The sequence below is a fragment of the Paenibacillus sp. MDV22-iso6 genome, from assembly GCF_058408365.1.
This window is the reverse complement of sequence record NZ_JBZVDZ010000007.1, coordinates 292633-318664: the sequence shown is the minus strand read 5'-3', so window position 1 is coordinate 318664 and position 26032 is coordinate 292633. Positions and strand designations below refer to the sequence as shown.

Sequence of the window (26032 nt, the reverse complement as noted above, 5' to 3'; positions counted from 1 at the left end):
GGCATAAAGAAAACGACTTAATTGTATCAGCGGAATGGATGAAGAGCTTTTAGTCCGTTGGTACTAGCGAAGGTTATGAAGGGTTGCCAAAGTTTTGCAACAAAAAAGCCCCTGCCTTGGGCGGCGGGGCCAGATGATCTGCCGAACCAGACGGCAGAGTTGTATATGAGCATAAAGCGGTTAAGCCAGATACTGAGGCTTCTCGTAAAGAGCCTCTTTTTCCAGAATCACTTTGTAAGGTCTTTCCTTACCCTTCAGGGAAGGGCCAATCGTAGTTAGCGGTACGGCCGGTTTGTGGAAACGATCTTCTTCCTTGGGTTCCGGAACCGGTCGTGATGATTCGGGCGCAGAACTGAGGCGTACCTTTTTGTCGCTGCCCCAGCGCTTGCTTATTTTTTTCGTTTCCGGTTTCATTCCGGTTCGCCTCCTAACAAATCGTTGATGGCGTTGAACAGATGACGGTTCTCCAAATCCATCTGCTGAAAAATCGCCTCATCCGCTTCAATATGTCCAATAATATGGACTGTGATTACATACCTCTTGGCTACAGGATAGCATAGCAGATACTCTTTCTCAAGGTAGTCGTCGTAGAGATTGATCTTGATCTTGTTCTCCCGGTAAGAATCAATAACCAGAATTCGCTTCGGATCATCAGGTTGTTTGTCGTCGTTGGCGGACAAGTTATATTTTCTCCCCGGTTCCCCAACGTTACCACATAATTGTTCAATATGACCACTGTCATCTGTACGGTATATGGCAGTCCCACGCACGGCAAATGGAGGAAGGGATACAAATGCACTTCGAAGTGCATCGCTCATTCGCTCCAACATAACCGAATCTGCTTTGCGGGTACGCAGTAACTCCCTGAAGAATCGCAGCAGCTTGAGCAACTGTAATCGGGCTTCACCCTCAGACCTTTTGTGCTTCTCGATAATTTTTTCCACTTCGGGATCGCTCCATCGCCCCTGTTCTTCGATGCTGTCGGCGATTTTGGAACAGGCCACCGAGACGGCTGGCGCCCATTTCCCGTCTGAACGAATTTCATAAACCAGTGGATTTAATCCCAGCAGGTCTGTAGGCATGCGTAAACCTTCGATCTTGGAAGCGTCTTTGATGTCAGTAATATCCTCTGGAACAATGAAAAAAATACGCTTTCGCCCCAGACGACCCATAAACAAACCCATTTCCAGCATTGTATTATCACGGACAGATGCATAGTACTTCCCACGAATTTTCGATATATCATCCGGATGAAAAATAAAAATGGCAAAGTCTGTTGTACGCACTTCTGCTTCCAAATCGTCCATGGTATAGCTGCTTGGATTAAAAACTCCGGAGTACCAAGGGGTAACTTCGGCCGAGAAACGCAAGTTTTCGTGTACTGCGGCTGCAATCGGCTTCGCTTCCAGCGAGCAGCCAATAAAGACTCTTGGCTTTAACGTTTTCATAATCCGCCTCGCTTAAACGGTAGTGGGGATTCAATTGTTATATTATACCATAAACAGCAGAGTAAGTCTGGAAACGTTTAACTGGACCCAAGATAAGCCGATTACATTTGCTATAGTGTATGTGCAAGAGGGAAATGATTCCTTTAAAATCCGCGGAAAAATAAAAAATGGACCCAAATTGTCACAGTTGGGTGACTGGACAGTTATATTTGGAAGCTTCAGTCATAGAATGAAGGAGCAGGTAGCACCATTAGGTAGAGAAGCTTGTCCTGGTGTGGCTGTTTGGCGGCTCAAGCAGGCAAGAGTGTGCTTTTTGCTCATATTTGAAGGGTCTGCTGTTTCGACCCAATCACATCGGTGTTATATAATAGAAGAACAAGCAAGTTAGCTTAGATTTTTAAACTGAATTGAACGTTACATGTGTCTATAGAAGGCGAACTAAATTTTTACACGAGAACGTAGAGTGCAGAACCCGTCTGAAGAAACGAAGTGTTCGCCTTTATCACAGGATTTTTCCCTTAGGAAAAGGGAATCAAAAAATCCGGGGATAACAGCGATCGAAAGAGGGTACTGCAATCGAAGTGGGTTAAGTGTAAAGTTTATATGGTCTTATGCATGGTGTAATATTCATCAGTTTAATTGGCACAGCTAACCACCAACAGACAGAAAGGATCAGGATACCATGAGTTCCCGAAGGATAATTTCCCCAAGGACGATCTGGAAACGTTACGATCTCTCTTATACTTAGCGCCCCTTGTAGAGTACACCACCGTAAAGAAAAAAACGGCTGACTCTGCGAAAGAGGGGATTGGAATGAATAATATTCGAAGGACAAATACGATGATTTCTTCCAGGCTTGCCTTTTGCAGGGTACGGTCGGTGCAAACCAACCTTTACAAACTGCGAGGGAACCTGAATGAAGAGAACATCGTTAACCTTACAACAAGTTAAGACAGAGGCGGTAAAGTTCGCCATTATGCTGCTCGGAACATTTATTTTGGCATTTGCCTACTATCACATTAATTTTCAGAATCATTTATCGGAGGGCGGATTTGTCGGTCTGGCCCTGCTTGGAAAGTACGCGACAGGCTTATCACCTGCTATTGGCATGCTGCTGCTGGATATTCCAGTCATGATTTTGGCCTGGTTCCTCAAGGGCTGGAAGTTCATGATTCAGGCGCTGCTGGGTGTGGCCGCATTCTCATTGTTCTATGACGGGTTTGAGCGGTACTCCACCCTGGTTATTCCGTTTCACGGTAATTTGTGGATTCCGGCAGTCTTGTCCGGTGTTATCACCGGCGTGGGTGCTGGTATGGTGCTTCGATTCGGAGGAGCAACAGGTGGAGACGACATTCTGGCGGTGCTCATTAGCCGTTGGAAGGGCTGGAAGCTGGGAACGGTTTTCTTTGTCAGCGATGCGTTTGTACTCGGATTGTCGCTTTTCTTTCTACCGGTAAAAGAAACTTTATATACCATTCTGGCCGTATGGATTGCCAGTAAAGTGATTACGTATATGGTCAGTTTCCCGGCTCGCCGGACGGTTACAACCTCAGCTGTGAAGCTGCCCGTGTCGACTGCTGCCAAAGTAGTCAGCGGTGCTTCACAACGAGCTCCTGTGGCTAGAGGGGTTTCGCATTAAACGTAACGGCCACCCTATTCGAAATGAATGTTGTTCAAGTAAGGTGGGCTTGCCTCATACCAAACACAAAGCCCTTTTGCATGCTTGATGGGAATCATTCCATTAGCGGCGAAAGGGCTTTTTTGCTTGCCTTCAGTAAAAAAAATTAAAAGTAATACATTCACGATATTTCTATTTTAGAACAGATTCACTCAAGGCTTGATGGAAGAGGCAATTTGCCCATCTTCATTATGGATAATAGCCCGAATGTTTTGTTTTTCACTCTTTTCTTTGGCAGCATCCACAGCTTCGGCTTTGGTTCGGAACGTAGCCAGAGATTTGGATTGACCTTCTTCCTTGATGGCCCAGCCAGAGTCGGTAGGAACGACATGAATATTATCATGGCTTTTGGAAGAAGAGACAGGTTCGGAATGACGGCGTGGAGATGAAGATTTTCCATGCTCCGATTTGCTGTCTGATGAAGTATGTTTTGTAGCCTGCTTCGAATGCTTCGATGTGGGATGATTCTCATCCCATTCTTCCGCTTTGGCAGTCGCGATTGCAATGGAGCGTCCTTCCTCATAACCGTCATCCAGCAATGCATTGGCAATCTCAATGGCCTTATGTCTGACACGAGGCTCCAGATTTTTCATGGAAACGGGATAATCCTGTTTGTTCCACGGCATATTGATTCCCTCCTGTACAATATAAGTTATTTGTATATTACCCTGCACCCGGATGAATAAACGATTATTGTGGAGAACTTCGAAGCGTGTGCTGTATTTTTGTGCATTCTACTGTTCAACTTCTTAGTGCTTTTCTATACTTTTATGTGGATGAGGAGTATAATGCTTCCATACTTGAAATTACAATAGAAGCACATTAGGAAAAAGATAAGGAGATTTACATATGTTTAATTTGAGCCTAGCCATTCCTATGTTATTTACCATGCTTATTCATGCGGCTGACAGCCTGTCCTATGCACTGCGCCTTGGGGGATTACGCACTCGCCGAATAGCGCTGGCCTTGTCCCTGTCCGGAATTTTGTTGCTGGTGTCGCGTACCTCCAATATGGCCCAAGGGCCGATGGTAGGCAATCTGGTGGATACTGCGGCGCATGGAGGGAACCCACACTTTGCAGCGCAACTGCACTGGCTGATGGGTGCGGCTACGATAGGAACGGCCTTGGCTATTCTAAGTTTTCCAACGATGGTCAAGCTCGCTTCCCGAATGGTCGTTCATTTTGAGGCGGCAGGATCGATTCCTTCCATGGTTCGAGGACTGATGAAACGCAGCAAGCTCAAAAACGCGATGTATTATATTACCCCGCCATCATGGAAAATGGCAAAACTATTGGTACAAAACGGAATGCCCAGACGTCTAATGACGTTGAACATAGCGGTGACAGCAATCTATACGACTGGGGTCCTGTCCAGTCTGTACGCTGCGTATCTTTATCCGGGTCAGGCTGTAGCTGCTTCGCAATCCACCGGACTCATTAATGGAGTAGCGACCATTTTGTTAACCATCCTGATTGATCCTCGTATTTCGTTACTCAGCGACAAATCTCTGCGTGGTGAAATTCGGCTGGATCGAATGAATCAGATCTATGGCTGTATGCTTGTATCCCGTTTATTTGGTACATTGTTGGCGCAGTTGTTATTGATTCCATTTGCTTACTGGATCGGCTGGATTGTGAGTATGATGTAAGCCAATTTCAATCTATATACAAAAAAAGCAAACTAAAAAAGGGGGCTTCCCATATGTCATAAAGATGACGGGAAGCCCCTTTTAATGTCTAACGAACTGAGCACAAGTTAATACTCCAATTCCCTCAAGTCTGTGGATTAACGAATCGTAGAGGCATTATTTCTTCGCTTTACATGTGCTGCCACAGGCTTTTCCGTAGATTTCAACCGAATAACGTGACTGAAGTTCGTTAAAATTAGTGTTCCACGTTAATTGTCCTCTTAAGGTGTGGTCGATTCGCTAGCGCTTCATTAAATTCCGTACTCCAATGAACCATTACTTAATTAAACAGTACAGCGTATTCGGCATATCCTTCTTTTTCCAGATCTTCTTTAGATACAAAACGAAGGGCTGCGGAATTGATGCAATAACGCATCCCACCAGCTTCGGCAGGGCCATCATTGAACAGGTGACCCAGATGGGAATCCCCTTCACGACTTCTCACTTCGGTACGAATCATGAAATGGCTGAGATCCGTTTTTTCCTTCACATTGTAGTCCCGCAGTGGACGGGTGAAACTTGGCCAGCCGCAGCCGGAATCGTATTTGTCGGTGGAACTGAACAGTGGCTCACCGGATACGATGTCCACGTAAATTCCGTCACCATGGTGGTCCCAGAACTCGTTATGAAATGCTGGTTCGGTTGCGTTGTTCTGGGTAACTTCAAACTGCAGCGGCGTCAGACGCTCTTTCAGGCCGTCTTTATCCACTTTGCCGGACCAGTTGCTTTCGATAAAGTCTTCACGTCCAGAACCTTTACGGTACCGTTTGTAGTGCGCAGGATTTTTGTGATGGTACCCTTGGTGATGCTCCTCTGCTTCATAGAACGTTTTCGCTGGCAAAATCGGTGTGAAAATTGGTTTGTCAAAACGTCCGCTTTGTGCCAAAGCTGCTTTGGAAGCTTCTGCGATCTGGCGTTGTTCTTCACTGTGATAGAAGATGGCCGTCTGATAAGATGATCCACGGTCATGGAATTGTCCACCCGTATCCGTTGGGTCGATCTGTTGCCAGAACAATTCAACGAGCTTCTCATATGGGAAGATGGCCGGGTCGAATGTAATTTGAACGGCCTCTACGTGACCAGTCGTTTCCGAGCAGACCTCCTCATATGTGGGGTTCTCCGTATGTCCTCCTGTATAACCCGATACAATCTTATGAATGCCGGGTAGTTCCTCGAAGGGGGATACCATACACCAGAAGCACCCGCCTGCAAAAGTTGCTTTTTCACTAGTATGTTGTTCCATGCTATAGTCACTCCATTTCTGATGAAGAATGATATTTTGGCTTACTCTTCTATTATATCCCGAATTGGCAAGCCAACCAAGCAGGATCGTAAAGAGGATGAATCTGAAATGTTTCTGACTGTTCCCACTTAGGCTTTTTTACGAGAGCGTAAGCGAAACAAGAGCAATATTATCGTCATGAACACCAGATAACCGGCAAGGATTAGCAGGCTCACCCAGATTGATGTTTCTGCTTGTGCACCTGCATAGGCAAAAACAAAAATCGCAGGCAGTTTGCCAATTGCCGTCGCAACCATGAAGACCCAGAATGGGGTATAGGTAATGCCCGCGTAGATATTAACCGCCATTTGGGGCACGATGGGCAGCAGTCGCATAGACACGATACCCATGAAGGGATGAGCCTCCATCCATGTTGTAAATCGATTCAAACCCCGAATGCGTTCGAGATAGGATCTGGCCTGATTTCGGAATATCGTCCTCGCTCCGGTATATACAAGCAGTGCAGCGAGCGTAGTCCCAAGCCAGCATATCCAGGCTGCTGTTGCAGTACCGTAACTATAGCCAAAGGCAATAATGACGATCTTGTACGGAATTACGGGTACAAGAGCAAACAATGTCGCCATGGCTAGTAAAAGTGGAATGGACTGATGCAGATCGGTCCAGGCAAGTAGTTCATATCTGTAAATAAACGTGACTCCGGCAAGTAAAACATATAAGAGGAGCCATAACCATTTTCGCAAAATCCCAAACGCTCCTTTCAGACCAGGAAGGTCTTACTGTATCCCAATCCGTATTGCTTTCTCTCTAAAGTTTACCACGTTCAACCAAAGGATGGACAATTCATGGCGGTTCTAGCTGCAATCACTGGCATGTTGCTGTCTGAAGGGTTACACTATAGGACGTAGAAATATAGAACTCATCTGAAGGTGGAATGATCATAATGGAAACAACCAAGCGAACCCGTGCTGCGATCATCGGACTCGGGGACATTGCACGTAAAGTATATTTGCCGCTGTTGACTGCCCACTCGGACGTGGAAATTGCGGGGATTATGAACCGTTCTCCCGAGCCGGTGAAGGAAATACAGCATACCTATAGATTGAACAATGGAACAACGGATATGAAAGAATTGTTGTCCTGGGATCTGGATGCGGTGTTTGTACATACAGCGACAGAAGCTCATTTTGACATCGTTATGCAATGTTTGGAACGGGGGCTAGCAGTATATGTGGACAAACCGCTGTCCTATACGTTACGGGAGTCGGAAGAAATGACCGCATTTGCGGAAGCACAGGGTCTTCTTTTGGCGGTAGGTTTTAACCGGAGATTTGCACCTTTGTATCAAAACGCGAAGGAATGGATGCAGGCTGGACAAGGCTTTGAATCGCTGACAGTTACTAAACATCGGACAGGCATTCAGGATCGTCCCGCTGCGGAAACCATCTATGATGATCTGATTCATATCCTTGACCTGATGTTATGGTATTCAGATCACAATGTGCAGCTGCTCCATCAGTGGATACGTAAAAATGACTTGGACCGCCTGCTGCACGCCGCAGGATCAGCCAAGTTGGGTAGAACGGCATATGGCAGATTCGATATGATACGCCAAGCAGGAGCGGATCTGGAGAAGCTTGAGCTGTATGGCGGGGGAAGATCGGTAGAAGTGCTGAACATGGAAATAGCGAAGTATGAGGAACGCGGTGCACAGGAACGCAAGGAAACCTTTGGCAGCTGGGAAAGTATTTTGACCCGAAGAGGATTTACGGGAGCCATTGACCAATTTTTGGAAAATCTTGAAACCCCGGATGACTGTGCCATCAGTGCGAGTCACGTCATGGACAGTCATGACCTGGCTGAACAGCTTATCCGCGGTTAATCTTGCAGAAGGTTGTGCGGGAGTATAAATGAAGCCTTCCGCACTAATGATTCATTAAACGATAATGGAGGAAGAATAACACCATGGATGAATATGAAAAAGAACGCAACAAACAGATTGAGGAAGCTGTAATTGAGACGTATAAACAGGAAGAGGAAATGATGATTCTGGTATTTGCCCAGTGGTGTGTCAATCAGGGACTGGATCCGGAAGAGATGTACCGGCAAGCCTACCCGGAACAACGGAGCAACGAGCGTTTGCAGCAGGTGCTGAAGCTAGTTGTATCCAAGGAGGAAGCCGGTGACATTCCGGACGACACCGTATTGGGCGTGCTATCCATGTTTGGCAATGAAGATCTGGCTATGGTTGTATCCGAGGCGATTGCCGCGCGCAAATAGTTTCGGTTACGGATAATACGTATACGTATTAATGAAGCGATTACATCTGTTCCCGGTGAATGACGCGGAATTCTTTGGGCGACATGCCAAACCGGGAGCGGAATACCCGGTGGAAATACGTATAATTGTTAAAGCCGGAAGATTCGGCTACATGTTCGAGTGTCATTGGACTAAAAATGATCCGTTCCCTGGCCATGTTCAGTCGTACATCCAGTGTATATTGCATAATACTTTTACCAAACGCTTCTTTGAAGAGATGAACTCCCCTTGAAACACTGATTCCAATATGGGTAGCTATATCTTCAAGCTTGAATAGAGAAGAAGCGTTCTCCTCGATGTAACTTTTAATCTCATATGCCACATAGTTGGTGTTGGTAATCGTCGGATGCTCCGAGAGCATACGATCCACTTCAAGACAAAGAATTCGCATATAATAACTGGCGATTTCAGGGTACGGATTGGAAATACGGCGCTGCTCCAGTACGAGCTGTCGAAACAGGGTAAGCAGGCTTTCGGTCAGCTGCACCTTGATCCGGTTCGGCCGCTTGTGATGTTTCCACCACTCATCCACCCAGTCCCCATTGAAGAAAATATGGTAATCACCACTCTCCACAAGTCGTTCACCCATCGGATTTTGTTCTTTGTCTATTCTCAGTTCATACGGCTCATCTGGACTAAACAGAAGCAGATCACCCGCATCAACAAGCGACATGGTGCCGTCTACACGTGCTCGGCAACGTCCGTCCGTCTGGAGTCTCAACAAGTAATTCTTTACTCCCTCAGGATGCAAGCCTATATAAGGTTTGCGATGAAACGAGAAGCCTGCTGTAAGAACCTGGCAGGAATAATCAGTCGGCATTGGCATACTCCTTGCAATTTGAAAATTATGACCAGATAGTTCATGTTTCGATCATATTATTCATTTTAATTGAAGCCGAAACGGAATACCATAGTATTAAATTCAAGTGCAACACTTAAGCGTAAAACCTTCAATTCCAAATATGCAAATTTACAGGTTCTCACCATTCATAAGGAGATGAACATCACTGTGGAGAAAATGAAAGCGGGTATTATTGGTTGCGGTAACATTAGCGCCATTTATCTTGAAAATTTTAAAGATAATCCTCTCATTGAAGTGGTTGCTGTTGCGGATTTGATCCGTGAACGGGCACAAGAACGAGCTGATGAATTCAATATCGCAAACGTTTACAATGTAGATGAGTTGCTGCAAGATAATGAAATTGAGCTTGTGCTAAACCTCACGGTTCCTGGCAGTCATGCCATGACTGATCTGGCTGTGCTTGAAGCAGGCAAACATGTGTATGCCGAGAAACCACTGGCAATCTCTCTTGAGGATGGTCGCAAGGTAATCGAACTGGCTGAGGAAAAAGGATTGTATGTTGGTTCAGCACCGGATACGTTCCTTGGATCAGGTATTCAGACTGCCCGCAAGGCTATTGAAGAAGGACTGATCGGTAAACCGATTGCGGCAACATCATTCTTCATGGGTGGAGGGCCGGAGGCTTGGCATCCGAATCCGGAGTTCTTTTATGTCGCTGGTGGCGGACCGATGTTCGATATGGGGCCTTACTATTTGACCGCTCTGATTACTCTCCTTGGACCGATTCGCAGAATCAGTTCATCGGCAGGTGTACAGATCACGGACCGCGTTATTGGTTCCGGTCCGAAGGAAGGTACATCTCTTGAGGTACAGACGCCAACACACTTGGCAGGAACGATTGATTTTGAGGAAGGTGCCATTGCAACAATGATCACCAGCTTCGATATCCGGGGTGCTTCGGATTTGCCACGGATTGAAATCTACGGTACCGAAGGTACGATGAGCATACCGGATCCTAACTTTTTTAACGGGGAAGTGAAGCTCCGCAGATTCGGTCAGGACACATGGGAGACTGTGACGCCTGCTTTTGAGAGCAGACAGAACGAGCGTGGAATCGGCGTTACCGAAATGGTTGAATCCATTCGAGCCGGACGCGAACACAAGGCCAGTGGTGAGCTTGCCTATCATGTTCTTGAAGCTATGCATGCGTTCCAACGCTCCTCGCTTGAGGGCAAACACATCCAGCTGGAAAGCACTTATCAAGCAGGAGCAGAAAACAATACAGATGAAAATCAGTCAGAGGCTGTACAGTCACACTAATTGATCTCGGATGAGGTGAACCGGTAAATGTTGAAGGTTGGATTACAGCTTTATACGGTACGCGATGAACTGGAACGCGATTTCAAAGGTACACTCGCCAAGGTTGCAGAGCTTGGATATCAAGGCGTAGAGTTTCACAACTTTTACGGGCATAGCCCGGAAGAAGTAAGGGCCATTCTGGATGAATTCGGTCTGGAGATCGTGGGTACCCATGTTCAGTACAATAGTCTGATTGAGGATCTTGATGGCGTGATCGCTTATCACAAAGCCATCGGAAACAAAAACCTGATTGTCCCTTATCTGTCGGAAGAACAACGGCAATGGGATAACGTATTTGCTTCCCTGAATGAGATTGGTGAGAAATGTGCAGCGCAGGACATGGTGTTAATGTATCACAATCATGATTTTGAATTTACAGAGCAGGTTGAGGGTCAGCCGGCGTTATACGCGATGTATGATACCGTAACCGCTTCCCACCTGCAAGTGGAGCTGGATTCGTGTTGGGCTCACGCCGCAGGATACCCGCCAACGGAAGTCATCGCGAAGTATGCGGGACGTCTGCCACTTGTCCACTGGAAAGACATGCGCCGTTCAGAAGGCCAAGTCCTGACAGTGGAATTCGGCCAAGGTGAGGTAGATCTGGGAGCTGTAGCTACAGCGTCAGATCAGGCGGGAGCCGAGTGGCTTGTTGTGGAACAGGATGTATGTCAGAATCCTCCACTGCAAAGCATCGAGAGCAGTATGAACTGGATTAGAAAATATGCCGCTAATGGAGGACTTGTTCATGTCTAAAGTACTTAATATCGCCATCGTAGGTTGTGGCGGAATCGCCAAAGGTAAACATATGCCCAGCCTGTCCAAACAATCTCAGGGCCGTATGGTCGCTTTCTGTGACATTGTGAAAGAACGTGCGGAGGAGGCAGCAGCCGAATTCGGTGCTGAGGGAGCTAAAGTATATACGGATTATCACGAGATGCTGAAGGATGAGAGTATTGATGTGGTACATGTGTGTACACCAAACGACTCCCACTCCGTTATCACGGTCGCTTCCCTTGAGGCGGGCAAACATGTAATGTGTGAGAAGCCAATGGCGAAAACGTCTGCACAAGCGCAGGCTATGCTGGAAGCCGCACAACGTACAGGCAAAAAGTTGTCCATTGCGTATCAGAACCGATTCCGCAATGACAGCCAATATCTGAAACAAATGTGTGAAGAAGGCGAGCTGGGCGATATTTATTTCGGTAAGGCGATTGCACTTCGCCGCCGTGCTGTACCTACCTGGGGTGTGTTCCTTGATGAGGAAAAGCAGGGTGGAGGACCGCTAATTGATATCGGTACGCATGCATTGGACCTGACTCTTTGGCTGATGGATAATTACAAGCCGAAGAGTGTTATGGGCTCAACTTTCCACAAGCTGGGTCAACGTGAGAATGCGGCCAATGCTTTTGGTCCGTGGGACCCGGAACAATTTAAGGTAGAGGATTCTGCATTCGGCTTTGTGACGATGGAGAATGGGGCTACAATTATCGTCGAGTCCAGCTGGGCGCTGAACGTAGCTGAGTTCGGCGAAGCGAAATCACTGCTTTGCGGAACAGAAGGTGGCGCGGATATGAAAGATGGTCTGCGTATCAATGGCGAGAAACGCAGCCGTCTGTTTGAAACTAAGGTAGATCTGGATGCAGGCGGGGTTGCTTTTTATTCCGGTAGTGCAGAAAATGAAGCGGATCGTGAAGCTAGAATGTGGCTTGAAGCGATCATAGAAGACAAAGATCCAGTTGTAAAACCTGAACAAGCCATCGTGGTTACTCAGATTCTTGAAGCGATCTACGAGTCTGCTCAGACAGGCAAAGCGGTTTATTTCGACTAAACCGACCGGATGTCATTTCCAATGAAATAACCAGTATTCTTACGTTTATTTTCAGGATAGAAAAGCTCTTGATTTTCCACAATAACGATACAATCATGTGATCTGAACGGTATATTTATGCAGTTCATGGTTCATAAAACCAGCAATTAATATGATATTTAATCTAGGGAGGAATCGCACTTGAAACTCGGCGTATTTTTGGTACTATTCGGAGGACGTAAATTGGAGGATGCACTCGACTATGTTGCATCCAAAGGCTTGAAAGCAGTAGAAATCGGAACTGGTGGACATCCAGGGAATGCTCATTGTAAACCGGATGAGCTTCTGAGCAACCCGACAGCATTGAAAAACTTCAAAAATGCAGTAGAATCTCGCGGTCTGACCATCAGCGCACTGAGCTGTCATGGTAACCCGCTTCATCCACAAAAGGATATTGCGAAAGGATTCCACGATGATTTCGTTAAGACGGTAGAACTGGCTGAGAAACTGGAAGTGCCTGTTGTAAACACATTCTCCGGTTGTCCGGGAGACCATGAGGATGCCAAATATCCGAACTGGCCTGTTGCACCATGGCCGAATGACTTCCAGGAAGTTCTTAAATGGCAATGGGACAACAAAGTTATCCCTTACTGGACAGAGTGGGGCAAATTCGCTGCAGATCACAATGTGAAAGTGGGACTGGAACTGCACGGTGGATTCTCTGTGCATACACCAGCTACCTTGCTGAGATTGCGTGAAGCAGCAGGCGAAGTGATTGGCGCTAACTTGGACCCGAGCCACATGTGGTGGCAAGGTATTGATCCGGTGCAAGCGATCCACATTCTGGGACGTGAAGGCGCGATTCATCACTTCCATGCGAAAGATACAACTATTGATCCAATTAACGTGAACAAATATGGTGTAACGGATATGCAGGATTATACAAACATGCTTGATCGTGCTTGGCAATTCCGCTCGGTCGGTTATGGTCACGATAACAAGACTTGGGCTGATATTATTAGTGCTCTGCGTCTGGTTGGATATGATTATGTCGTAAGTATTGAACACGAAGATGGTCTGATGTCGGTAGAAGAAGGATTCTCTAAAGCTGTGCAAAATCTCCAACAAGTATTGATTGAAGAGCCGCTGGGAGATATGTGGTGGGTTTAGAGTTACACTAGGGGGAAATTGAATATGATTAACGTCACCATTTGGAATGAATTTGTCCATGAGAAAATTCATGATGAAGTAAAAGAAGTCTACCCTGACGGTTTGCACATTGCGTTGGCAAACGGGCTGGGAGGCGAAGGCTTTGCCATTCGCACTGCAACACTGGATCAGCCTGAGCATGGATTAAGTGATGAGGTGCTGAATTCGACAGATGTGCTTATATGGTGGGGACATATGGCGCATGAGCGTGTGAGCGACGAGATTACACAGAAGGTTGCACAGCGAGTCCTGGATGGTATGGGGTTGATTGTGCTGCACTCTGGTCACTTCTCCAAGCCATTCAAAGCGCTGATGGGCACAAGTTGTGATCTGAAATGGCGTGAAGCTAATGAGCAGGAGATTATCTGGTGTGTGAATCCGTCCCATCCGATTGCCGAGGGAATCAATAGCAAGATCATTCTGGAAAAAGAAGAAATGTACGGAGAATTCTTCGATATTCCAGTACCGGATGAACTGGTGTTTGTAAGTAATTTCCAAGGCGGAGAGGTATTCCGAAGCGGATGCACGTTCCTCCGCGGTTCAGGAAAAATCTTCTATTTCCGTCCAGGTCATGAAACATACCCGACCTTCTACAATCCGGAAATTTTAAAAGTGATCAGCAATGGAGTGAAGTGGGCATATCCTACGCGCAACGTTAAGCCGGAATTTGGCTTCAGCGAGCCTGTAAGATCACTTGGTAACGTGCTGGTTTAAGCTGCAAATTGGCTGTATGAACGGATAAAATAAACGATATACCAAAGAACCCTTCTCCAAGTCAAGTATGACTGTGGCAGCTGGGTTCTTTTTGGGTAAGATAGCTACATGGGAGTTAGACGATATTTTCCCATGGTTCCGTTGTCCCATGTGATGTATACTGAGTTGTATCATCGAAGTTGAGTTATGCCCCTAAAATTTTAACTTTTTAGCGGCAGACGTTTTCTTTGAGACTTAAATATGTTATTATGAAATATACTAACTAAACGTAAGTTGAGTGATCTCTAAAGAGGTGATTAATGTGGAAGGCCAAGATCTGCGGATGTGTCCGCGCTTTGAGACGGCGTTTTCTTTCTTGGGTAAGCGCTGGAACGGTTTGATTATTCAAACGTTGATGAGTGGTTCGAAGCGGTTCAAGGATATCTCCAACCTGATTCCATCGATGAGTGATAAGATGTTGTCAGAACGGATGAAAGATCTGGAAAGCGAAGGAATTCTGATCCGTCATGTCTATCCGGAGACGCCAGTTCGTATTGAATATGAACTGACAGAGAAAGGCAAGGCGCTACAGCCCGTTATGAATCAAATTCAAGACTGGGCAGAGCAGTGGGTTGAGTAGTAACAGCTTCCCCGGCTCAAACTAAGTGAACTGATGGGATAAAGGCTCTTGATTTCCAGTGGAAATCAGGAGTTTTTGTCTTAAGGGTCCTGCACATGTTGTCGCGAGTTGTAGTATAATTGTAAATAAAATGGCCGCAGGCGGCCGGAGCGAGGAGGCCACTTGTCATGAGAGAAGAAAGCTTATCCCGTGAAGTACGCTACGGCAAGCAAGATATTGCAGAACTTGAGAGCGCATCCATCCAGGTACATTTAATCTACAAAAAAGCTGCGGAGCTATTTAAACGAACCTCATATTCCCCGTCAGTTAAGGATGATGTTGCAGGTGAGAAGACTCATTCCACGAATAGCAATGGTCAGGTAATGGCTCCGGCGGTACTGCAAAAATGGATTCAGACAGCAAGAGGCTGGAAATGTATTGGATGTGAACTGAGACAACCCGATTCCATCGGGGTTCAGGCCGAAGCCAACGTTCATGAAGAACGTGTGTATCTGGATGTGGGCGAAGGGCGTTTTGTTAAAGCGGAGATGCTGATTCAGGCGATTGTATGGTCACAATATGAGAAGATCCGCATGCTTGCGCCTTGGCTGGGTGATGACACCTTCTACACTGTACAAGAGCTGGATGTGATTGCCCGTTATATTGTACCTACCTATTTCTCTGAACGGCCGCTGCACGAGCAAGGCAAGGTATCCAAGGTACACCAATCATCGGGTCAGATTCCGCTCTACCAGGAATATGTGGATGCACCTTCGTTCTGTGTACAGGTGGATGGTGGATTACTTGAAGGGCGTTTGCTGACAGGCGTCTATGTGTCGGAGGAACAGTTCTTTGGGCTCAACCCGTATCTGAAGGATGGAGACGGAGGCCGTACCTACATGCAGGCTTGTGTTCAGTAAACATGCTACTTAATAGACCTTAATAATAATTAGGAGCCAAAGGGCCTGCTTGCAGGCTCTTTGTGTTGTACAAACCAGTTATGGACGCTGCTGGATGAAAAGTAACGGCATTGACACTTTTTTTGCATGAATTTTGTGCCATAATAGAGGTTATGGACAACAGGGTGAATGATTTTACGCAGGGTGGTGTTACCTACATGAAGAAGAGAATCCCCGGTTACATAGGTATATGTCTGCTTATTCTGGTTATATTATCCGGCTGTAGCGAGACACAGCCTTCCGAACAGCCAATCGTCAAAGAGACCGAATCGCAGAATACTATTACTGTGGCAGTGGATGGCAGTACTTTTTTGCCTGACGCAACGAAGTCCATTAAGAGAGATTTTAGTGAAGGTCTGACGCTCAAGAAAGCACTATTGAACAGTGGACTTGTCGATTTTACAGCAGATGGCAAGCGGATCCAATCCGTGGGGGAAGTTTCTCTGGACTCCTCACTTAGCTGGGCGGTCAAACTGAATGGCAAGGATATTGACCCGGAAAATTGGGACATGGAGCTTCATGTCAAAGATGAAGTGATCATATATGTAAAAGCCGCTGACAGTGGGGGAGACGATGTTGTTTACCAAACAACATTACTCAAGGTGAGCGGTGGAAATATTATACCAAATCTCAATCGTCAATATGCCGGGGTGTATGTTCAGGAATGTACTGTGCGTGATGTATTGAAGTCCAGTGGGATTGTAAGAATGTCGGAGAACAACAAATTCGTTGTTTCCGTTGAAAATGTAATTCCCCGGATGAACCAACGCTGGATGATCATGGTGAATGATAAGGAACTGATGGAAAACGGTTTGGACATGAAATTGAATCCACGTGATGCAGTAAAGCTCGAGTTGACTACTGTATCTTAAGCATAACAAAAGCCCAATCTTCGTTATAGAAGATGGGCTTTTTTCATTTGCGTATCAAAAGTTTTACAAGATGGGAAAAGCGTCAGATTCGGCAAATCTCGTTAGGACATAATTCACAGTGACAGATGCCCTGGAGCATGTGCAGATCCTTGATGACAATCATGCCGTTATCGTATTCAATGGCGTCTTTTTTACGCAAATCGCTTAACATGCGGTTGACACTTTCACGGGTCGCTCCAATCATATTGGACAGATCCGTGTGTGTTATTTTTTTATGAATCATGACATGCTCTCCATGGGGCTCGCCGTAGGAATTGGACAATCGAATCAGCGTGGAGCAGAGTGCGCCCGGTTTGCCATATAACATCAGATCACGGAATTTGGTTTGGGTTAACCGGTGATGGATACCCATCCATTTCATAAAGTCGATCGCAAAGTCACAGTGTTGGCAGATCAGCATTTCCAGGTCTTTATGCTCCAGTACGCCGATCTCACTATCCTCCAGCACTTCCGCCGAAAAGCTGTGTTTCGATCCGAAGAACGGATCAGCCTGCCCAATCATATCACCGGCTTGATACATGTACATAATCAATTCCTTGCCTTCATCCGTGGATTTGGTGATCTGAGCACGGCCTCGTTTCATATAATAAAGTTTGTCAGAGACATCTCCCTCCCAATACAGATGGGTTCCTTCCGGATAGGTTCTGTCCTTCATCGTTACGAGCAGATGGTTGAAATTCGCTTCCGAGAAACAGTTGGTATTTCCGCGTTTTTCCAGTACACTCAGTTGTTCTCTCATAAGTCTATCTCCCCTTTGTGTCCATCGGACGGCCTTCTGCAGCTTGGACTGGCCCCCGTGGTTCGCCGCAAACCGTTGCCGTCCTGATCAGGGTCATCTCTCGGCCGGGAAGGACGGTACAAATTGCGGTGGTTCAATTTTTAAGTTCAGTATATACCTTATCTTGCCGTTTGAGGGGCGTGGAAAGGGGGCAAAAATGGCGAAATTTCAAACATTGTGATTAAATTCACTTTCAAAAGGAGAGGATGAATCTGACAGCCCTATAGTTTAAATAGGAAGTGTAAATGGCTAAGTGAGAGACACTAAAAAACTTAAATTAAATTTGTTATACTTTGTGAAAAAAATCACATAATTAACTCTTTCCCCATGATACGATGTGAATGTAAAGAAGAGAGACAAACCAATACGAACCTTTAGGAGGATGAGGGAGATGGCTGTAAAGAACGAAGTCGCCCCAGTAAAAGAACCGACAGCAGGTCAGTATATTCAAACGTTAATTGACAAAGCGAATAAAGCACATGCAGCATTCATGTCCATGGATCAGAAACAGATTGACCGAATCGTGCAAGCGATGGCGCTGGCAGGTCTGGACAAACATATGATGCTCGCCAAAATGGCCGTGGAAGAAACAGGTCGGGGTGTGTATGAGGATAAAATCACCAAAAATATATTTGCAACAGAATATGTGTATCATAGCATAAAATATGACAAAACAGTAGGGGTTATCGAAGATAACGAGTACGAAAGCTTCCAGAAAATTGCGGAGCCTGTCGGCATCATCATGGGGATTACCCCGGTAACGAATCCGACATCCACCACGATGTTCAAAGCACTGATTTCCATCAAAACGCGTAACCCAATCATCTTCGGTTTCCACCCATCTGCACAGAACTGTAGCCGGGAAGCCGCCAAAATCCTGCTTGATGCTGCAGTGAAGCATGGTGCTCCAGCGGATTGTATCCAGTGGATTGATGATCCTTCCATGGATCGCACAAACGCACTGATGAATCATAACGATGTGGCGCTCATTCTGGCAACAGGCGGATCAGGTATGGTACGGGCTGCATACAGCTGTGGTAAACCAGCACTGGGCGTAGGGCCAGGGAACGTACCTTGCTTTATTGAGAAAAGCGCAGATATCAATCAAGCAGTAACGGATCTGATTTTGTCCAAATCGTTCGATAACGGTATGATTTGTGCTTCCGAGCAAGCAGTCATCATCGAAGAACCGATCTTCGATCAGGTGAAAAAGAAAATGATCGCGAACGGCTGTTACTTCGTCAACAAGGATGAGGCAGCGAAACTGACCGCAGGTGCGATTAATGCTGAGAAATGTGCGGTGAACCCGGCGATTGTTGGTCAATCTGCAGTCAGCATTGCGCAAATGTGCGGTATCGAGGTCCCTGCTAACACCAAAATTCTCGTAGCCGAGATTGAAGGGGTAGGTACAAAATTCCCGTTGTCGGCTGAAAAACTAAGCCCGGTACTGGCTTGTTACAAAGTGAAAACGGCAGCTGAAGGGATTGAGCGTGCAGCAGAAGTGGTTGCTTTTGGCGGCATGGGTCACTCCTCTGTTATTCATTCGACAAACGAAGAAGTCATTAGCAAATTCGCAGATCGCCTGCAAACCGGACGGATTATCGTGAATTCGCCATCCACACACGGCGCCATCGGTGACATCTATAACACCAACATGCCGTCACTGACATTGGGCTGCGGATCGTATGGACGTAACTCGACTTCTTCCAACGTAACCGCTGTAAACTTAATCAACGTGAAAAGGGTGGCTCGCCGTACCGTGAATATGCAGTGGTTCAAAGTGCCGAACAAAGTCTACTTCGAAAAAGGTGCAACACAGTATCTTGCCAAAATGCCGGACATCACACGCGTAGCCATTATTACGGATGCCATGATGGTCAAACTCGGTTATGTGGAAAAAGTAGAGCACTATCTGCGTCAGCGTCAAATGCCAGTAGCCATTGAAGTGTTCTCTGATGTCGAACCTGATCCATCCACAACAACGGTAGACCGCGGTACGGAAATGATGCGCCGCTTCCAGCCAGACTGCATTATCGCTCTCGGCGGGGGATCACCGATGGATGCTGCCAAAGCGATGTGGCTGTTCTATGAATATCCTGACACGGATTTCAATGATTTGAAGCAAAAATTCATGGATATCCGCAAACGGATCTACAAATATCCACGTCTTGGCGTGAAAGCGAAATTCGTAGCGATCCCGACAACTTCGGGCACAGGTTCGGAAGTAACATCGTTCGCAGTTATTACAGATAAAAATCAAGGCAATACGAAATATCCACTGGCAGACTACGAGTTAACACCAGATGTAGCCATTGTAGACCCGGAATTCGTATACTCTCTGCCTAAAACCGCTGTTGCGGATACAGGTATGGACGTATTGACTCACGCCATTGAAGCATATGTATCCGTCATGGCGAATGATTTCACGGATGGACTCGCGATCAAAGCGATTCAACTGGTATTCCAATACCTCGAGCAATCTGCGCTGCAAGGTGACAAATTGGCTCGTGAGAAAATGCATAACGCTTCGACGATTGCCGGTATGGCTTTTGCCAACGCATTCCTGGGCATTAACCACAGCTTGGCACACAAATGGGGCGGTCAGTACCACACCGCACATGGACGTACCAATGCGATCCTGATGCCGCACGTCATTCGTTACAATGCGAAAAAACCGACGAAGTTTGCATCGTTCCCGAAATATTCGCACTTTGTTGCAGATGAGCGTTATGCCGAAATTGCCCGTATTCTGGGATTGCCTGCACGTACAACAGAAGAAGGGGTTACCAGCCTCATCAATGCGATTCGCAAACTCAACAAAACATTGGGTATTGAAGAATCGTTCCAGGAAATTGGATTCGACGCCAAAGACTTTGAAGCACATGTGGATTATCTGGCAGACCGCGCATTCGAGGACCAATGTACCACAGCTAATCCAAAACTGCCGTTAGTGACTGAACTGGCTGATGTATATCGCAACGCATTCTACGGCAAGTTTGAGTAATAACTAAAGCAACAGCAGGATTCAGGCAGATAGTCAGGGTTCCCCGAAAGGGGAGCCCCGATTGCCGTCTTTCCAGTAAAAAAAGGTAAAACGTAATCTTTGCAGTTGTCTTTTTTAAAAGAGGTTACACGGAATCCGTGATGTTACTTTTTGAACCAGGTATTCATACCATAACGGAGAGGGAAGAAAAAAACTGAAGAAGCGAAGCGTTCTCTTTCAAGCACGATTTCAACCTTCTATGCTATATAGTTTGAATCATAAATGTACACGATAACGGAGAGGAGAGAAAAAACCTGAAGAAGCGATAGCGCTCGCCTTTATCCCCGGAATTTCCCTTTTTAAAAGGGAATCAAAAAAATCTGGGGGTAACAGCGATCGGAAGGTTGTTCTATCCTCTGAGTGGTCAGTGTACATATCCTTTCGTTCAAATTATATTGTTCAATCGGGGAAATCGGGTTTGAACATTGATCGGAAGTTGTTCTGCCCGCGCAGTGGCTAAGTGTGAATTTGCAGGGTTCACCATGACACAGCACAGGTGGAGTGAGGATGGTCACAAACTTTGTGATAAAAATCACAGATGGTGAAAGAACAAAGACGTATACTGAAAATGTAAGAAAAACATTCATCCGCGGTTCCGGTTCCCAAGTAGAGAGAACATGTTCCGGCTTACATGTGAAATTTATCACATTAATCGCGGCTCTGGGCACAGATGAGACGAGTGAAGCATCCTGTCATGTGTCCGGAAATCCAAATTTGTGGAGGGATTACTATGTCGGTGATCGAAAAAGATGTCAAACAACTAACAGGCTGGAGAAACTTTACCAAAGGAACATGGACGAAATCCGTAGATGTGAATGATTTTCTGGCACGCAACTTATCACCTTACTATGGCGACGAAGCATTTCTTGCAGGTGCAACTCAGAATACGAAAGAGTTATGGGATATCGTATCCGATTTGACCAAAAAAGAGCGCGATAACGGCGGGGTACTTGATGTTGACGTAAACACGCCAGCAACGATTGTTTCTCACCAACCAGGTTATCTGGATAAATCCAAAGAACAGATTGTTGGTGTTCAAACAGATGCTCCATTCAAACGTTCCATTCAGCCATTCGGTGGAATTCGCATGATGATTGATGCTTGTGAAGCTTATGGTTTTGAAATGCCTCAAGGCGTCATAGATATATTTACGAACATCCGTAAAACACATAACCAGGGTGTATTTGATGCTTATACATCTGAAATGCGTGCAGCACGTAAAGCAGGGATTATTACCGGTCTGCCTGATGCTTACGGCCGTGGCCGGATCATCGGTGACTATCGCAGGGTAGCTCTGTACGGCGTGGACTTCCTGATTCGAAATAAAAAAAGTGAGCTGAATGCACTTGAAGTCGATGTGATTGATGAAGATGTCATTCGCCTCCGCGAAGAACTGTCCGAACAGATTCGTGCATTGCAAGAGTTAAAACAACTGGGTGAAATGCATGGTTTCGATATTTCTTTGCCAGCCACAACCGCAAAAGAAGCGTTCCAATGGCTCTACTTCGGTTACCTGGCTGCGATTAAAGAGCAAAATGGTGCGGCGATGTCGCTCGGACGTGTTTCTTCGTTCCTTGATATTTACATTGAACGTGACTTGCAAGAAGGCTTGCTAACTGAAGAACAGGCTCAAGAACTGGTTGACCATTTTGTTATGAAACTGCGGATCGTCAAATTCCTGCGTACGCCGGATTATAATGAATTGTTCAGTGGAGACCCAACATGGGTAACTGAATCCATCGGTGGCATGTCCGTAAATGGAGAAACCCGTGTTACGAAAAGCAGCTTCCGTTTCCTGCACACTTTGAACAACCTTGGTCCTGCACCTGAGCCGAATCTTACTGTACTTTGGTCCACCAAGCTTCCGGAAGCGTTCAAACAATACTGTACGAAAGTATCCATCGAAACGAGCTCCATCCAGTATGAAAATGATGATCTGATGCGTCCGATCTATGGAGACGATTATGGTATTGCTTGCTGTGTATCTGCGATGAAGATCGGGAAACAAATGCAGTTCTTCGGCGCTCGTGCCAACCTGGCAAAAGCATTGCTGTATGCAATCAACGGCGGTCGTGATGAGAAATCGGGAGCACAAGTTGGACCTGAATATCCGGCGATCACAAGCGAAGTGCTGGAGTACAATGAAGTTATGAAACGTTTCAAACCGATGATGGAATGGCTTGCCAAACTGTATATGAACTCACTCAACGTCATTCACTACATGCATGACAAATACAGCTATGAGCGTATTGAAATGGCCCTGCATGACCGCGACATCGTACGTACGATGGCTTGTGGTATTGCTGGCCTCTCGGTTGCAGCAGACTCTCTGAGTGCCATCAAGTATGCGAAAGTCAAACCGATCCGCAACGAACAAGGCATCGCAATTGATTTTGAAATTGAAGGCGACTTCCCTTGTTACGGTAACAATGAAGACAGTGTCGATAGCATCGCAGTTGAACTGGTGGAAAGCTTCATGGGCATGATTCGCAAACACAAAGCGTATCGTAATGCGATCCCAACACAGTCTGTACTGACGATCACATCGAACGTAGTGTACGGCAAGAAAACAGGTACAACACCAGATGGCCGTAAAGCAGGCGAACCGTTTGCACCAGGAGCGAATCCAATGCATGGTCGGGACAAAAAAGGTGCACTGGCATCCCTTGGCTCAGTAGCCAAATTGCCGTACGAACACAGCCTTGACGGGATCTCTAACACATTCTCCATCGTGCCTAAAGCACTCGGAAAAGAGTCAGACACACGTAAATCCAATCTGGTTGCCATGATGGACGGTTATTTTGGTCAAGGGGCACACCATCTGAACGTGAACGTATTTGATCGCCAGCAGTTGATTGACGCGATGGATCACCCGGAAAACTATCCGCAGCTGACAGTACGGGTATCCGGTTACGCGGTTAACTTCATCAAACTGACACGTGAGCAACAACTCGATGTCATTAACCGGACCTTCCACGGTTCGATGTAACTTGGGCTTAACTCAACGGTTCAAAGGAGTAGAGCCTCTATATTAAACGCACAGCGGATGCGATAAAGAAAGGAAGAGGCAGCATGGTTAATGGACATATTCATTCACTCGAAACTTTCGGGACGGTTGACGGCCCAGGCATCCGCTTCGTGCTTTTTATGCAGGGATGTCTGCTCAAATGCCAGTATTGTCACAATCCGGATACATGGGCACTGGATGGTGGCAGGGAAATGAGCGTGGAGGAGGTACTGGCTGAAATCGAGCCATACCTGTCCTACTATCGTAGTTCCGGCGGAGGACTTACGGTATCCGGCGGAGAGCCAACATTACAGGCTCATTTTGTAGCCGAAGTTTTCAAAGAAGCAAAACGCCGCTGGGGATTGCATACTACGCTGGACAGCAACGGTTTCAATGAACCGGATCGAATTCATGATTTGTTAGATAACACGGACCTGGTTTTGTTGGATCTGAAGCACATCAATGATGAGAAACATATCAAGCTGACAGGCAAATCCAACGAGAGAACATTGCGCACCGCACAATGGTTATCGGACAATGGACGAAAAATGTGGATTCGCCACGTGTATGTGCCAGGGATTCACAATGAGGAAGAGGACTTGCTCAATCTGGGGCGGTTTATTGGAACGCTAAATGGAGTCGAGAAGTTCGAAATTCTGCCTTATCATCAGATGGGTATTTACAAATGGCAGGCATTGGGGAAAGCCTATCCGCTCGATGGAGTTCCTTCTCCAAGTGATGAGGAAGTAGAGCGGGCGTATCGTTTGATTGAACAAGGTCGTACGGAAACAGCGGGCATGACTTGCTCCATTAAGTAAACATTTATATACAGATCTTCCAACCAAGCAGTCTTTGCGAACATGTTTCGCAGGGGCTGTTTTTTTGCTGTTATCAATTGTAAATGCAAGATTATTTGTCCAGTGAAGGATTTTATCCCTCCATTGATGAATTGTCATCCTTACGATGTAAGCTACAACTTTTTATAATCAGAGTGTAAAGCCAAATGCTCAATATCTTGAGGGGGGTCATACGAATGAAAAAAGGAATGACATTACTGCTTTCATTATTGCTTATCACATCATGGACATTGGCAGGTTGTTCGAGCTCAACTAACGAACCACAACAGGGAGCAGGCAATACGCCTGCGGAGCCAAGCAAGGAACCGGTTGAGATGCTTCTCCGTCACACTCAGGTGGGTGCCGACAAACAAAAAAGGCTGGCCATTCTGCAGGACGTTGTGGCCAAAGTGGAGAGCGAAGTACCCAACCTGACCTTTACACTGGACGGAGTTGAATCCGATGTAAACCGTAAGGAGAAACTTCGTGGTGAGATGGCAGCAGGCAATCCGCCGGATATCTTCGAATTGTTCGGTAGTCCAGACTCCAAAGTATATGCTAAAGAAGGCATGTTGTTGGATCTCACGCCGATCTTGCAAGAGCTGGGCATTCAGGACCAATTTTCATCGCTTGAACCATTCACCTATGAAGGCAAAGTGTACGGACTGCCTATTGGGGGATCGGGTGAAGGATTCTTCTACAATAAAGAGTATTTTACGCAAAAAGGTTGGAAAGCGCCTTCAACAATGGCTGAGCTGGATAATATGCTCGCTGAGATCAAGGCTGATGGCAAGGTGCCACTTGCTTCTGCTTCCAAAGCAGGCTGGGTTCCACTCATGTTAACGAACCATCTGTGGTCCCGTTACGCTGGACCTGATATTACGGCGAAGTTTGCTACAGGCGAAGCCAAGTGGACTGATCCAGGCGTTGTCGCAGGATTCGCGAAGCATAAGGAATGGGTGGATAAAGGTTACTTCAAAAAAGGCGAGCTTGGTTATGAATATGCTGAATATACAACTCAATTTACGAGCGGTGAAGCGATTCTGATGTATGACGGAACGTGGAAATCGTCTGTATTCAAGGAAGGACAGAGCGGGGAGTCGCTCATTGGCAAAGTTGGTTTCTTCAATATGCCTCCGGTAGAGAACGGTGTAGGAGATCAGACAGCCCTGATGCGTGACGTCAATAATGGATACGGTTTCTCTGCAGCGGCTGCGGATGACCCGCAGAAGTTGGCGGCTGTTAAAGCCTTTATCAAAAACTTCTACAACGAAGATATGCAAGTACGTGGGCTCGTAGAAGACGGTGTGTTACCAGCGATGAAACTGGATGAAAAAGTGCTGACTGACAGCATCACCGACGATTTGATGAAAGAAATCGTAGCTGTTCTGAATGCATCGCAGACTTCTTTCCCGGCGTTTGATGCACTCGTTCAAGCTGATGTTACGACAGAGATCGGCAACCTGCAAATTCAGAAGCTGGTTGGTGGACAGACGACACCAGAAAAAATGGCCGAAGAATTGCAAAAGGTTCAGGAAGAGGCTAATGCTTCAGTAGAATAACGATCTTTCGAGCAAAGAAGAGTACCTGCTAACACCATGCTGGTTTACCCCG

Annotated in this window: 23 protein-coding genes; 16 read left to right on the top strand and 7 right to left on the bottom strand. The window is 46.3% G+C overall.

What is annotated here, in order from left to right; genetic code table 11:
- Nucleotides 1-180: 180 nt before the first annotated feature.
- Both AC4PM4_RS21035 and AC4PM4_RS21030 read right to left on the bottom strand, forming a co-directional pair.
- On the bottom strand, nucleotides 181-414 hold the full coding sequence (locus AC4PM4_RS21035; protein WP_063565650.1) for a hypothetical protein: 234 nt from the start codon (nucleotides 412-414) through the stop codon (nucleotides 181-183).
- A complete protein-coding gene (locus tag AC4PM4_RS21030) occupies nucleotides 411-1448 on the bottom strand; it encodes a nucleotide-binding protein (protein WP_491614489.1) in 1038 nt (345 codons plus the stop codon). Before AC4PM4_RS21030 ends, AC4PM4_RS21035 begins: the two co-directional genes overlap by 4 nt.
- A gap of 916 nt (nucleotides 1449-2364) precedes the next feature.
- Here AC4PM4_RS21030 and AC4PM4_RS21025 point away from each other — a divergent pair.
- Nucleotides 2365-3087: a YitT family protein gene (locus AC4PM4_RS21025; RefSeq protein ID WP_063565653.1), complete on the top strand. Its 723-nt coding sequence runs from the start codon at nucleotides 2365-2367 to the stop codon at nucleotides 3085-3087.
- Between the two features lie 191 nt (nucleotides 3088-3278).
- Here AC4PM4_RS21025 and AC4PM4_RS21020 read toward each other — a convergent pair whose 3' ends face one another.
- Nucleotides 3279-3752 carry a DUF2188 domain-containing protein gene (locus AC4PM4_RS21020; protein WP_063565654.1) on the bottom strand — a complete coding sequence of 158 codons (474 nt, stop codon included), beginning with the start codon at nucleotides 3750-3752 and terminating at the stop codon, nucleotides 3279-3281.
- 223 nt (nucleotides 3753-3975) lie between these two features.
- Between AC4PM4_RS21020 and AC4PM4_RS21015 the strand changes: the two genes are divergently transcribed.
- On the top strand, nucleotides 3976-4776 hold the full coding sequence (locus AC4PM4_RS21015) for a lipid II flippase Amj family protein (RefSeq protein WP_491614487.1): 801 nt from the start codon (nucleotides 3976-3978) through the stop codon (nucleotides 4774-4776).
- Between the two features lie 319 nt (nucleotides 4777-5095).
- Here the strand turns inward: AC4PM4_RS21015 and msrA are convergent, their stop codons facing one another.
- A complete protein-coding gene (gene msrA, locus AC4PM4_RS21010) occupies nucleotides 5096-6058 on the bottom strand; it encodes a peptide-methionine (S)-S-oxide reductase MsrA (protein WP_491614486.1) in 963 nt (320 codons plus the stop codon).
- A gap of 128 nt (nucleotides 6059-6186) precedes the next feature.
- On the bottom strand, nucleotides 6187-6798 hold the full coding sequence (locus tag AC4PM4_RS21005; protein ID WP_465117177.1) for a TVP38/TMEM64 family protein: 612 nt from the start codon (nucleotides 6796-6798) through the stop codon (nucleotides 6187-6189).
- A 200-nt stretch (nucleotides 6799-6998) separates the two neighbouring features.
- Here AC4PM4_RS21005 and AC4PM4_RS21000 point away from each other — a divergent pair, with 200 nt between their 5' ends.
- Nucleotides 6999-7937 carry a Gfo/Idh/MocA family protein gene (locus tag AC4PM4_RS21000; protein WP_491614485.1) on the top strand — a complete coding sequence of 313 codons (939 nt, stop codon included), beginning with the start codon at nucleotides 6999-7001 and terminating at the stop codon, nucleotides 7935-7937.
- Nucleotides 7938-8020: 83 nt separating this feature from the next.
- On the top strand, nucleotides 8021-8335 hold the full coding sequence (gene yxiS / locus AC4PM4_RS20995) for a protein YxiS (RefSeq protein ID WP_079694132.1): 315 nt from the start codon (nucleotides 8021-8023) through the stop codon (nucleotides 8333-8335).
- Between the two features lie 40 nt (nucleotides 8336-8375).
- Here the strand turns inward: yxiS and AC4PM4_RS20990 are convergent, their stop codons facing one another.
- Nucleotides 8376-9194, bottom strand: a complete 819-nt coding sequence (locus tag AC4PM4_RS20990) for an AraC family transcriptional regulator (protein ID WP_063565659.1) — start codon at nucleotides 9192-9194, stop codon at nucleotides 8376-8378.
- Nucleotides 9195-9383: 189 nt separating this feature from the next.
- Here AC4PM4_RS20990 and AC4PM4_RS20985 point away from each other — a divergent pair, with 189 nt between their 5' ends.
- From AC4PM4_RS20985 to AC4PM4_RS20950, 8 genes are all read left to right on the top strand, one after another.
- A complete protein-coding gene (locus AC4PM4_RS20985) occupies nucleotides 9384-10496 on the top strand; it encodes a Gfo/Idh/MocA family protein (protein ID WP_491614484.1) in 1113 nt (370 codons plus the stop codon).
- 27 nt (nucleotides 10497-10523) lie between these two features.
- Nucleotides 10524-11288, top strand: a complete 765-nt coding sequence (locus AC4PM4_RS20980) for a sugar phosphate isomerase/epimerase family protein (RefSeq protein ID WP_491614483.1) — start codon at nucleotides 10524-10526, stop codon at nucleotides 11286-11288.
- Nucleotides 11281-12363, top strand: coding sequence for a Gfo/Idh/MocA family protein (locus AC4PM4_RS20975; protein WP_079694130.1), 1083 nt, complete (start codon nucleotides 11281-11283; stop codon nucleotides 12361-12363). Before AC4PM4_RS20980 ends, AC4PM4_RS20975 begins: the two co-directional genes overlap by 8 nt.
- A 180-nt stretch (nucleotides 12364-12543) precedes the next feature.
- Entirely contained in the window at nucleotides 12544-13512 is a 969-nt protein-coding gene (locus tag AC4PM4_RS20970; protein ID WP_024631039.1) for a sugar phosphate isomerase/epimerase family protein, read from the top strand.
- A gap of 24 nt (nucleotides 13513-13536) precedes the next feature.
- Entirely contained in the window at nucleotides 13537-14265 is a 729-nt protein-coding gene (locus AC4PM4_RS20965) for a ThuA domain-containing protein (RefSeq protein ID WP_269055596.1), read from the top strand.
- 322 nt (nucleotides 14266-14587) lie between these two features.
- The gene (locus AC4PM4_RS20960) at nucleotides 14588-14884 is read left to right on the top strand and encodes a winged helix-turn-helix transcriptional regulator (RefSeq protein ID WP_148661829.1); all 297 of its coding nucleotides are present in this window, start codon (nucleotides 14588-14590) and stop codon (nucleotides 14882-14884) included.
- Nucleotides 14885-15051: 167 nt separating this feature from the next.
- Nucleotides 15052-15783, top strand: a complete 732-nt coding sequence (locus tag AC4PM4_RS20955; protein WP_063565664.1) for a hypothetical protein — start codon at nucleotides 15052-15054, stop codon at nucleotides 15781-15783.
- A gap of 197 nt (nucleotides 15784-15980) precedes the next feature.
- A complete protein-coding gene (locus AC4PM4_RS20950; protein ID WP_491614482.1) occupies nucleotides 15981-16694 on the top strand; it encodes a hypothetical protein in 714 nt (237 codons plus the stop codon).
- A gap of 82 nt (nucleotides 16695-16776) precedes the next feature.
- Here AC4PM4_RS20950 and AC4PM4_RS20945 read toward each other — a convergent pair whose 3' ends face one another.
- On the bottom strand, nucleotides 16777-17493 hold the full coding sequence (locus AC4PM4_RS20945) for a Crp/Fnr family transcriptional regulator (RefSeq protein WP_063565666.1): 717 nt from the start codon (nucleotides 17491-17493) through the stop codon (nucleotides 16777-16779).
- Nucleotides 17494-17923: 430 nt separating this feature from the next.
- On the opposite strand from AC4PM4_RS20945, the gene adhE reads away from it, so the two are divergent.
- The 4 genes from adhE (at nucleotide 17924) to AC4PM4_RS20925 (ending at nucleotide 25980) form a co-directional block, all read left to right on the top strand.
- On the top strand, nucleotides 17924-20536 hold the full coding sequence (gene adhE, locus AC4PM4_RS20940) for a bifunctional acetaldehyde-CoA/alcohol dehydrogenase (protein ID WP_090810711.1): 2613 nt from the start codon (nucleotides 17924-17926) through the stop codon (nucleotides 20534-20536).
- Between the two features lie 769 nt (nucleotides 20537-21305).
- Entirely contained in the window at nucleotides 21306-23564 is a 2259-nt protein-coding gene (gene pflB / locus AC4PM4_RS20935; protein WP_491614481.1) for a formate C-acetyltransferase, read from the top strand.
- 83 nt (nucleotides 23565-23647) lie between these two features.
- Entirely contained in the window at nucleotides 23648-24400 is a 753-nt protein-coding gene (gene pflA, locus AC4PM4_RS20930) for a pyruvate formate-lyase-activating protein (protein WP_090951544.1), read from the top strand.
- 215 nt (nucleotides 24401-24615) lie between these two features.
- Nucleotides 24616-25980, top strand: a complete 1365-nt coding sequence (locus tag AC4PM4_RS20925; protein WP_063565670.1) for an extracellular solute-binding protein — start codon at nucleotides 24616-24618, stop codon at nucleotides 25978-25980.
- The last annotated feature ends 52 nt before the right edge of the window (nucleotides 25981-26032 follow it).

Coding starts and splice junctions, on each gene's coding strand:
- pflA (WP_090951544.1), top strand. CDS start 23,648: ATGGTTAATGGACATATTCATTCACTCGAAACTTTCGGGACGGTTGAC.
- AC4PM4_RS21035 (WP_063565650.1), bottom strand. CDS start 414: ATGAAACCGGAAACGAAAAAAATAAGCAAGCGCTGGGGCAGCGACAAA.
- yxiS (WP_079694132.1), top strand. CDS start 8,021: ATGGATGAATATGAAAAAGAACGCAACAAACAGATTGAGGAAGCTGTA.
- AC4PM4_RS21025 (WP_063565653.1), top strand. CDS start 2,365: ATGAAGAGAACATCGTTAACCTTACAACAAGTTAAGACAGAGGCGGTA.
- AC4PM4_RS20980 (WP_491614483.1), top strand. CDS start 10,524: ATGTTGAAGGTTGGATTACAGCTTTATACGGTACGCGATGAACTGGAA.
- AC4PM4_RS21015 (WP_491614487.1), top strand. CDS start 3,976: ATGTTTAATTTGAGCCTAGCCATTCCTATGTTATTTACCATGCTTATT.
- AC4PM4_RS20960 (WP_148661829.1), top strand. CDS start 14,588: ATGTGTCCGCGCTTTGAGACGGCGTTTTCTTTCTTGGGTAAGCGCTGG.
- pflB (WP_491614481.1), top strand. CDS start 21,306: ATGTCGGTGATCGAAAAAGATGTCAAACAACTAACAGGCTGGAGAAAC.
- AC4PM4_RS20975 (WP_079694130.1), top strand. CDS start 11,281: ATGTCTAAAGTACTTAATATCGCCATCGTAGGTTGTGGCGGAATCGCC.
- AC4PM4_RS21030 (WP_491614489.1), bottom strand. CDS start 1,448: ATGAAAACGTTAAAGCCAAGAGTCTTTATTGGCTGCTCGCTGGAAGCG.
- AC4PM4_RS20925 (WP_063565670.1), top strand. CDS start 24,616: ATGAAAAAAGGAATGACATTACTGCTTTCATTATTGCTTATCACATCA.
- AC4PM4_RS21000 (WP_491614485.1), top strand. CDS start 6,999: ATGGAAACAACCAAGCGAACCCGTGCTGCGATCATCGGACTCGGGGAC.
- AC4PM4_RS20945 (WP_063565666.1), bottom strand. CDS start 17,493: ATGAGAGAACAACTGAGTGTACTGGAAAAACGCGGAAATACCAACTGT.
- AC4PM4_RS20955 (WP_063565664.1), top strand. CDS start 15,052: ATGAGAGAAGAAAGCTTATCCCGTGAAGTACGCTACGGCAAGCAAGAT.
- AC4PM4_RS20950 (WP_491614482.1), top strand. CDS start 15,981: ATGAAGAAGAGAATCCCCGGTTACATAGGTATATGTCTGCTTATTCTG.
- AC4PM4_RS20990 (WP_063565659.1), bottom strand. CDS start 9,194: ATGCCGACTGATTATTCCTGCCAGGTTCTTACAGCAGGCTTCTCGTTT.
- msrA (WP_491614486.1), bottom strand. CDS start 6,058: ATGGAACAACATACTAGTGAAAAAGCAACTTTTGCAGGCGGGTGCTTC.
- adhE (WP_090810711.1), top strand. CDS start 17,924: ATGGCTGTAAAGAACGAAGTCGCCCCAGTAAAAGAACCGACAGCAGGT.
- AC4PM4_RS21020 (WP_063565654.1), bottom strand. CDS start 3,752: ATGCCGTGGAACAAACAGGATTATCCCGTTTCCATGAAAAATCTGGAG.
- AC4PM4_RS20965 (WP_269055596.1), top strand. CDS start 13,537: ATGATTAACGTCACCATTTGGAATGAATTTGTCCATGAGAAAATTCAT.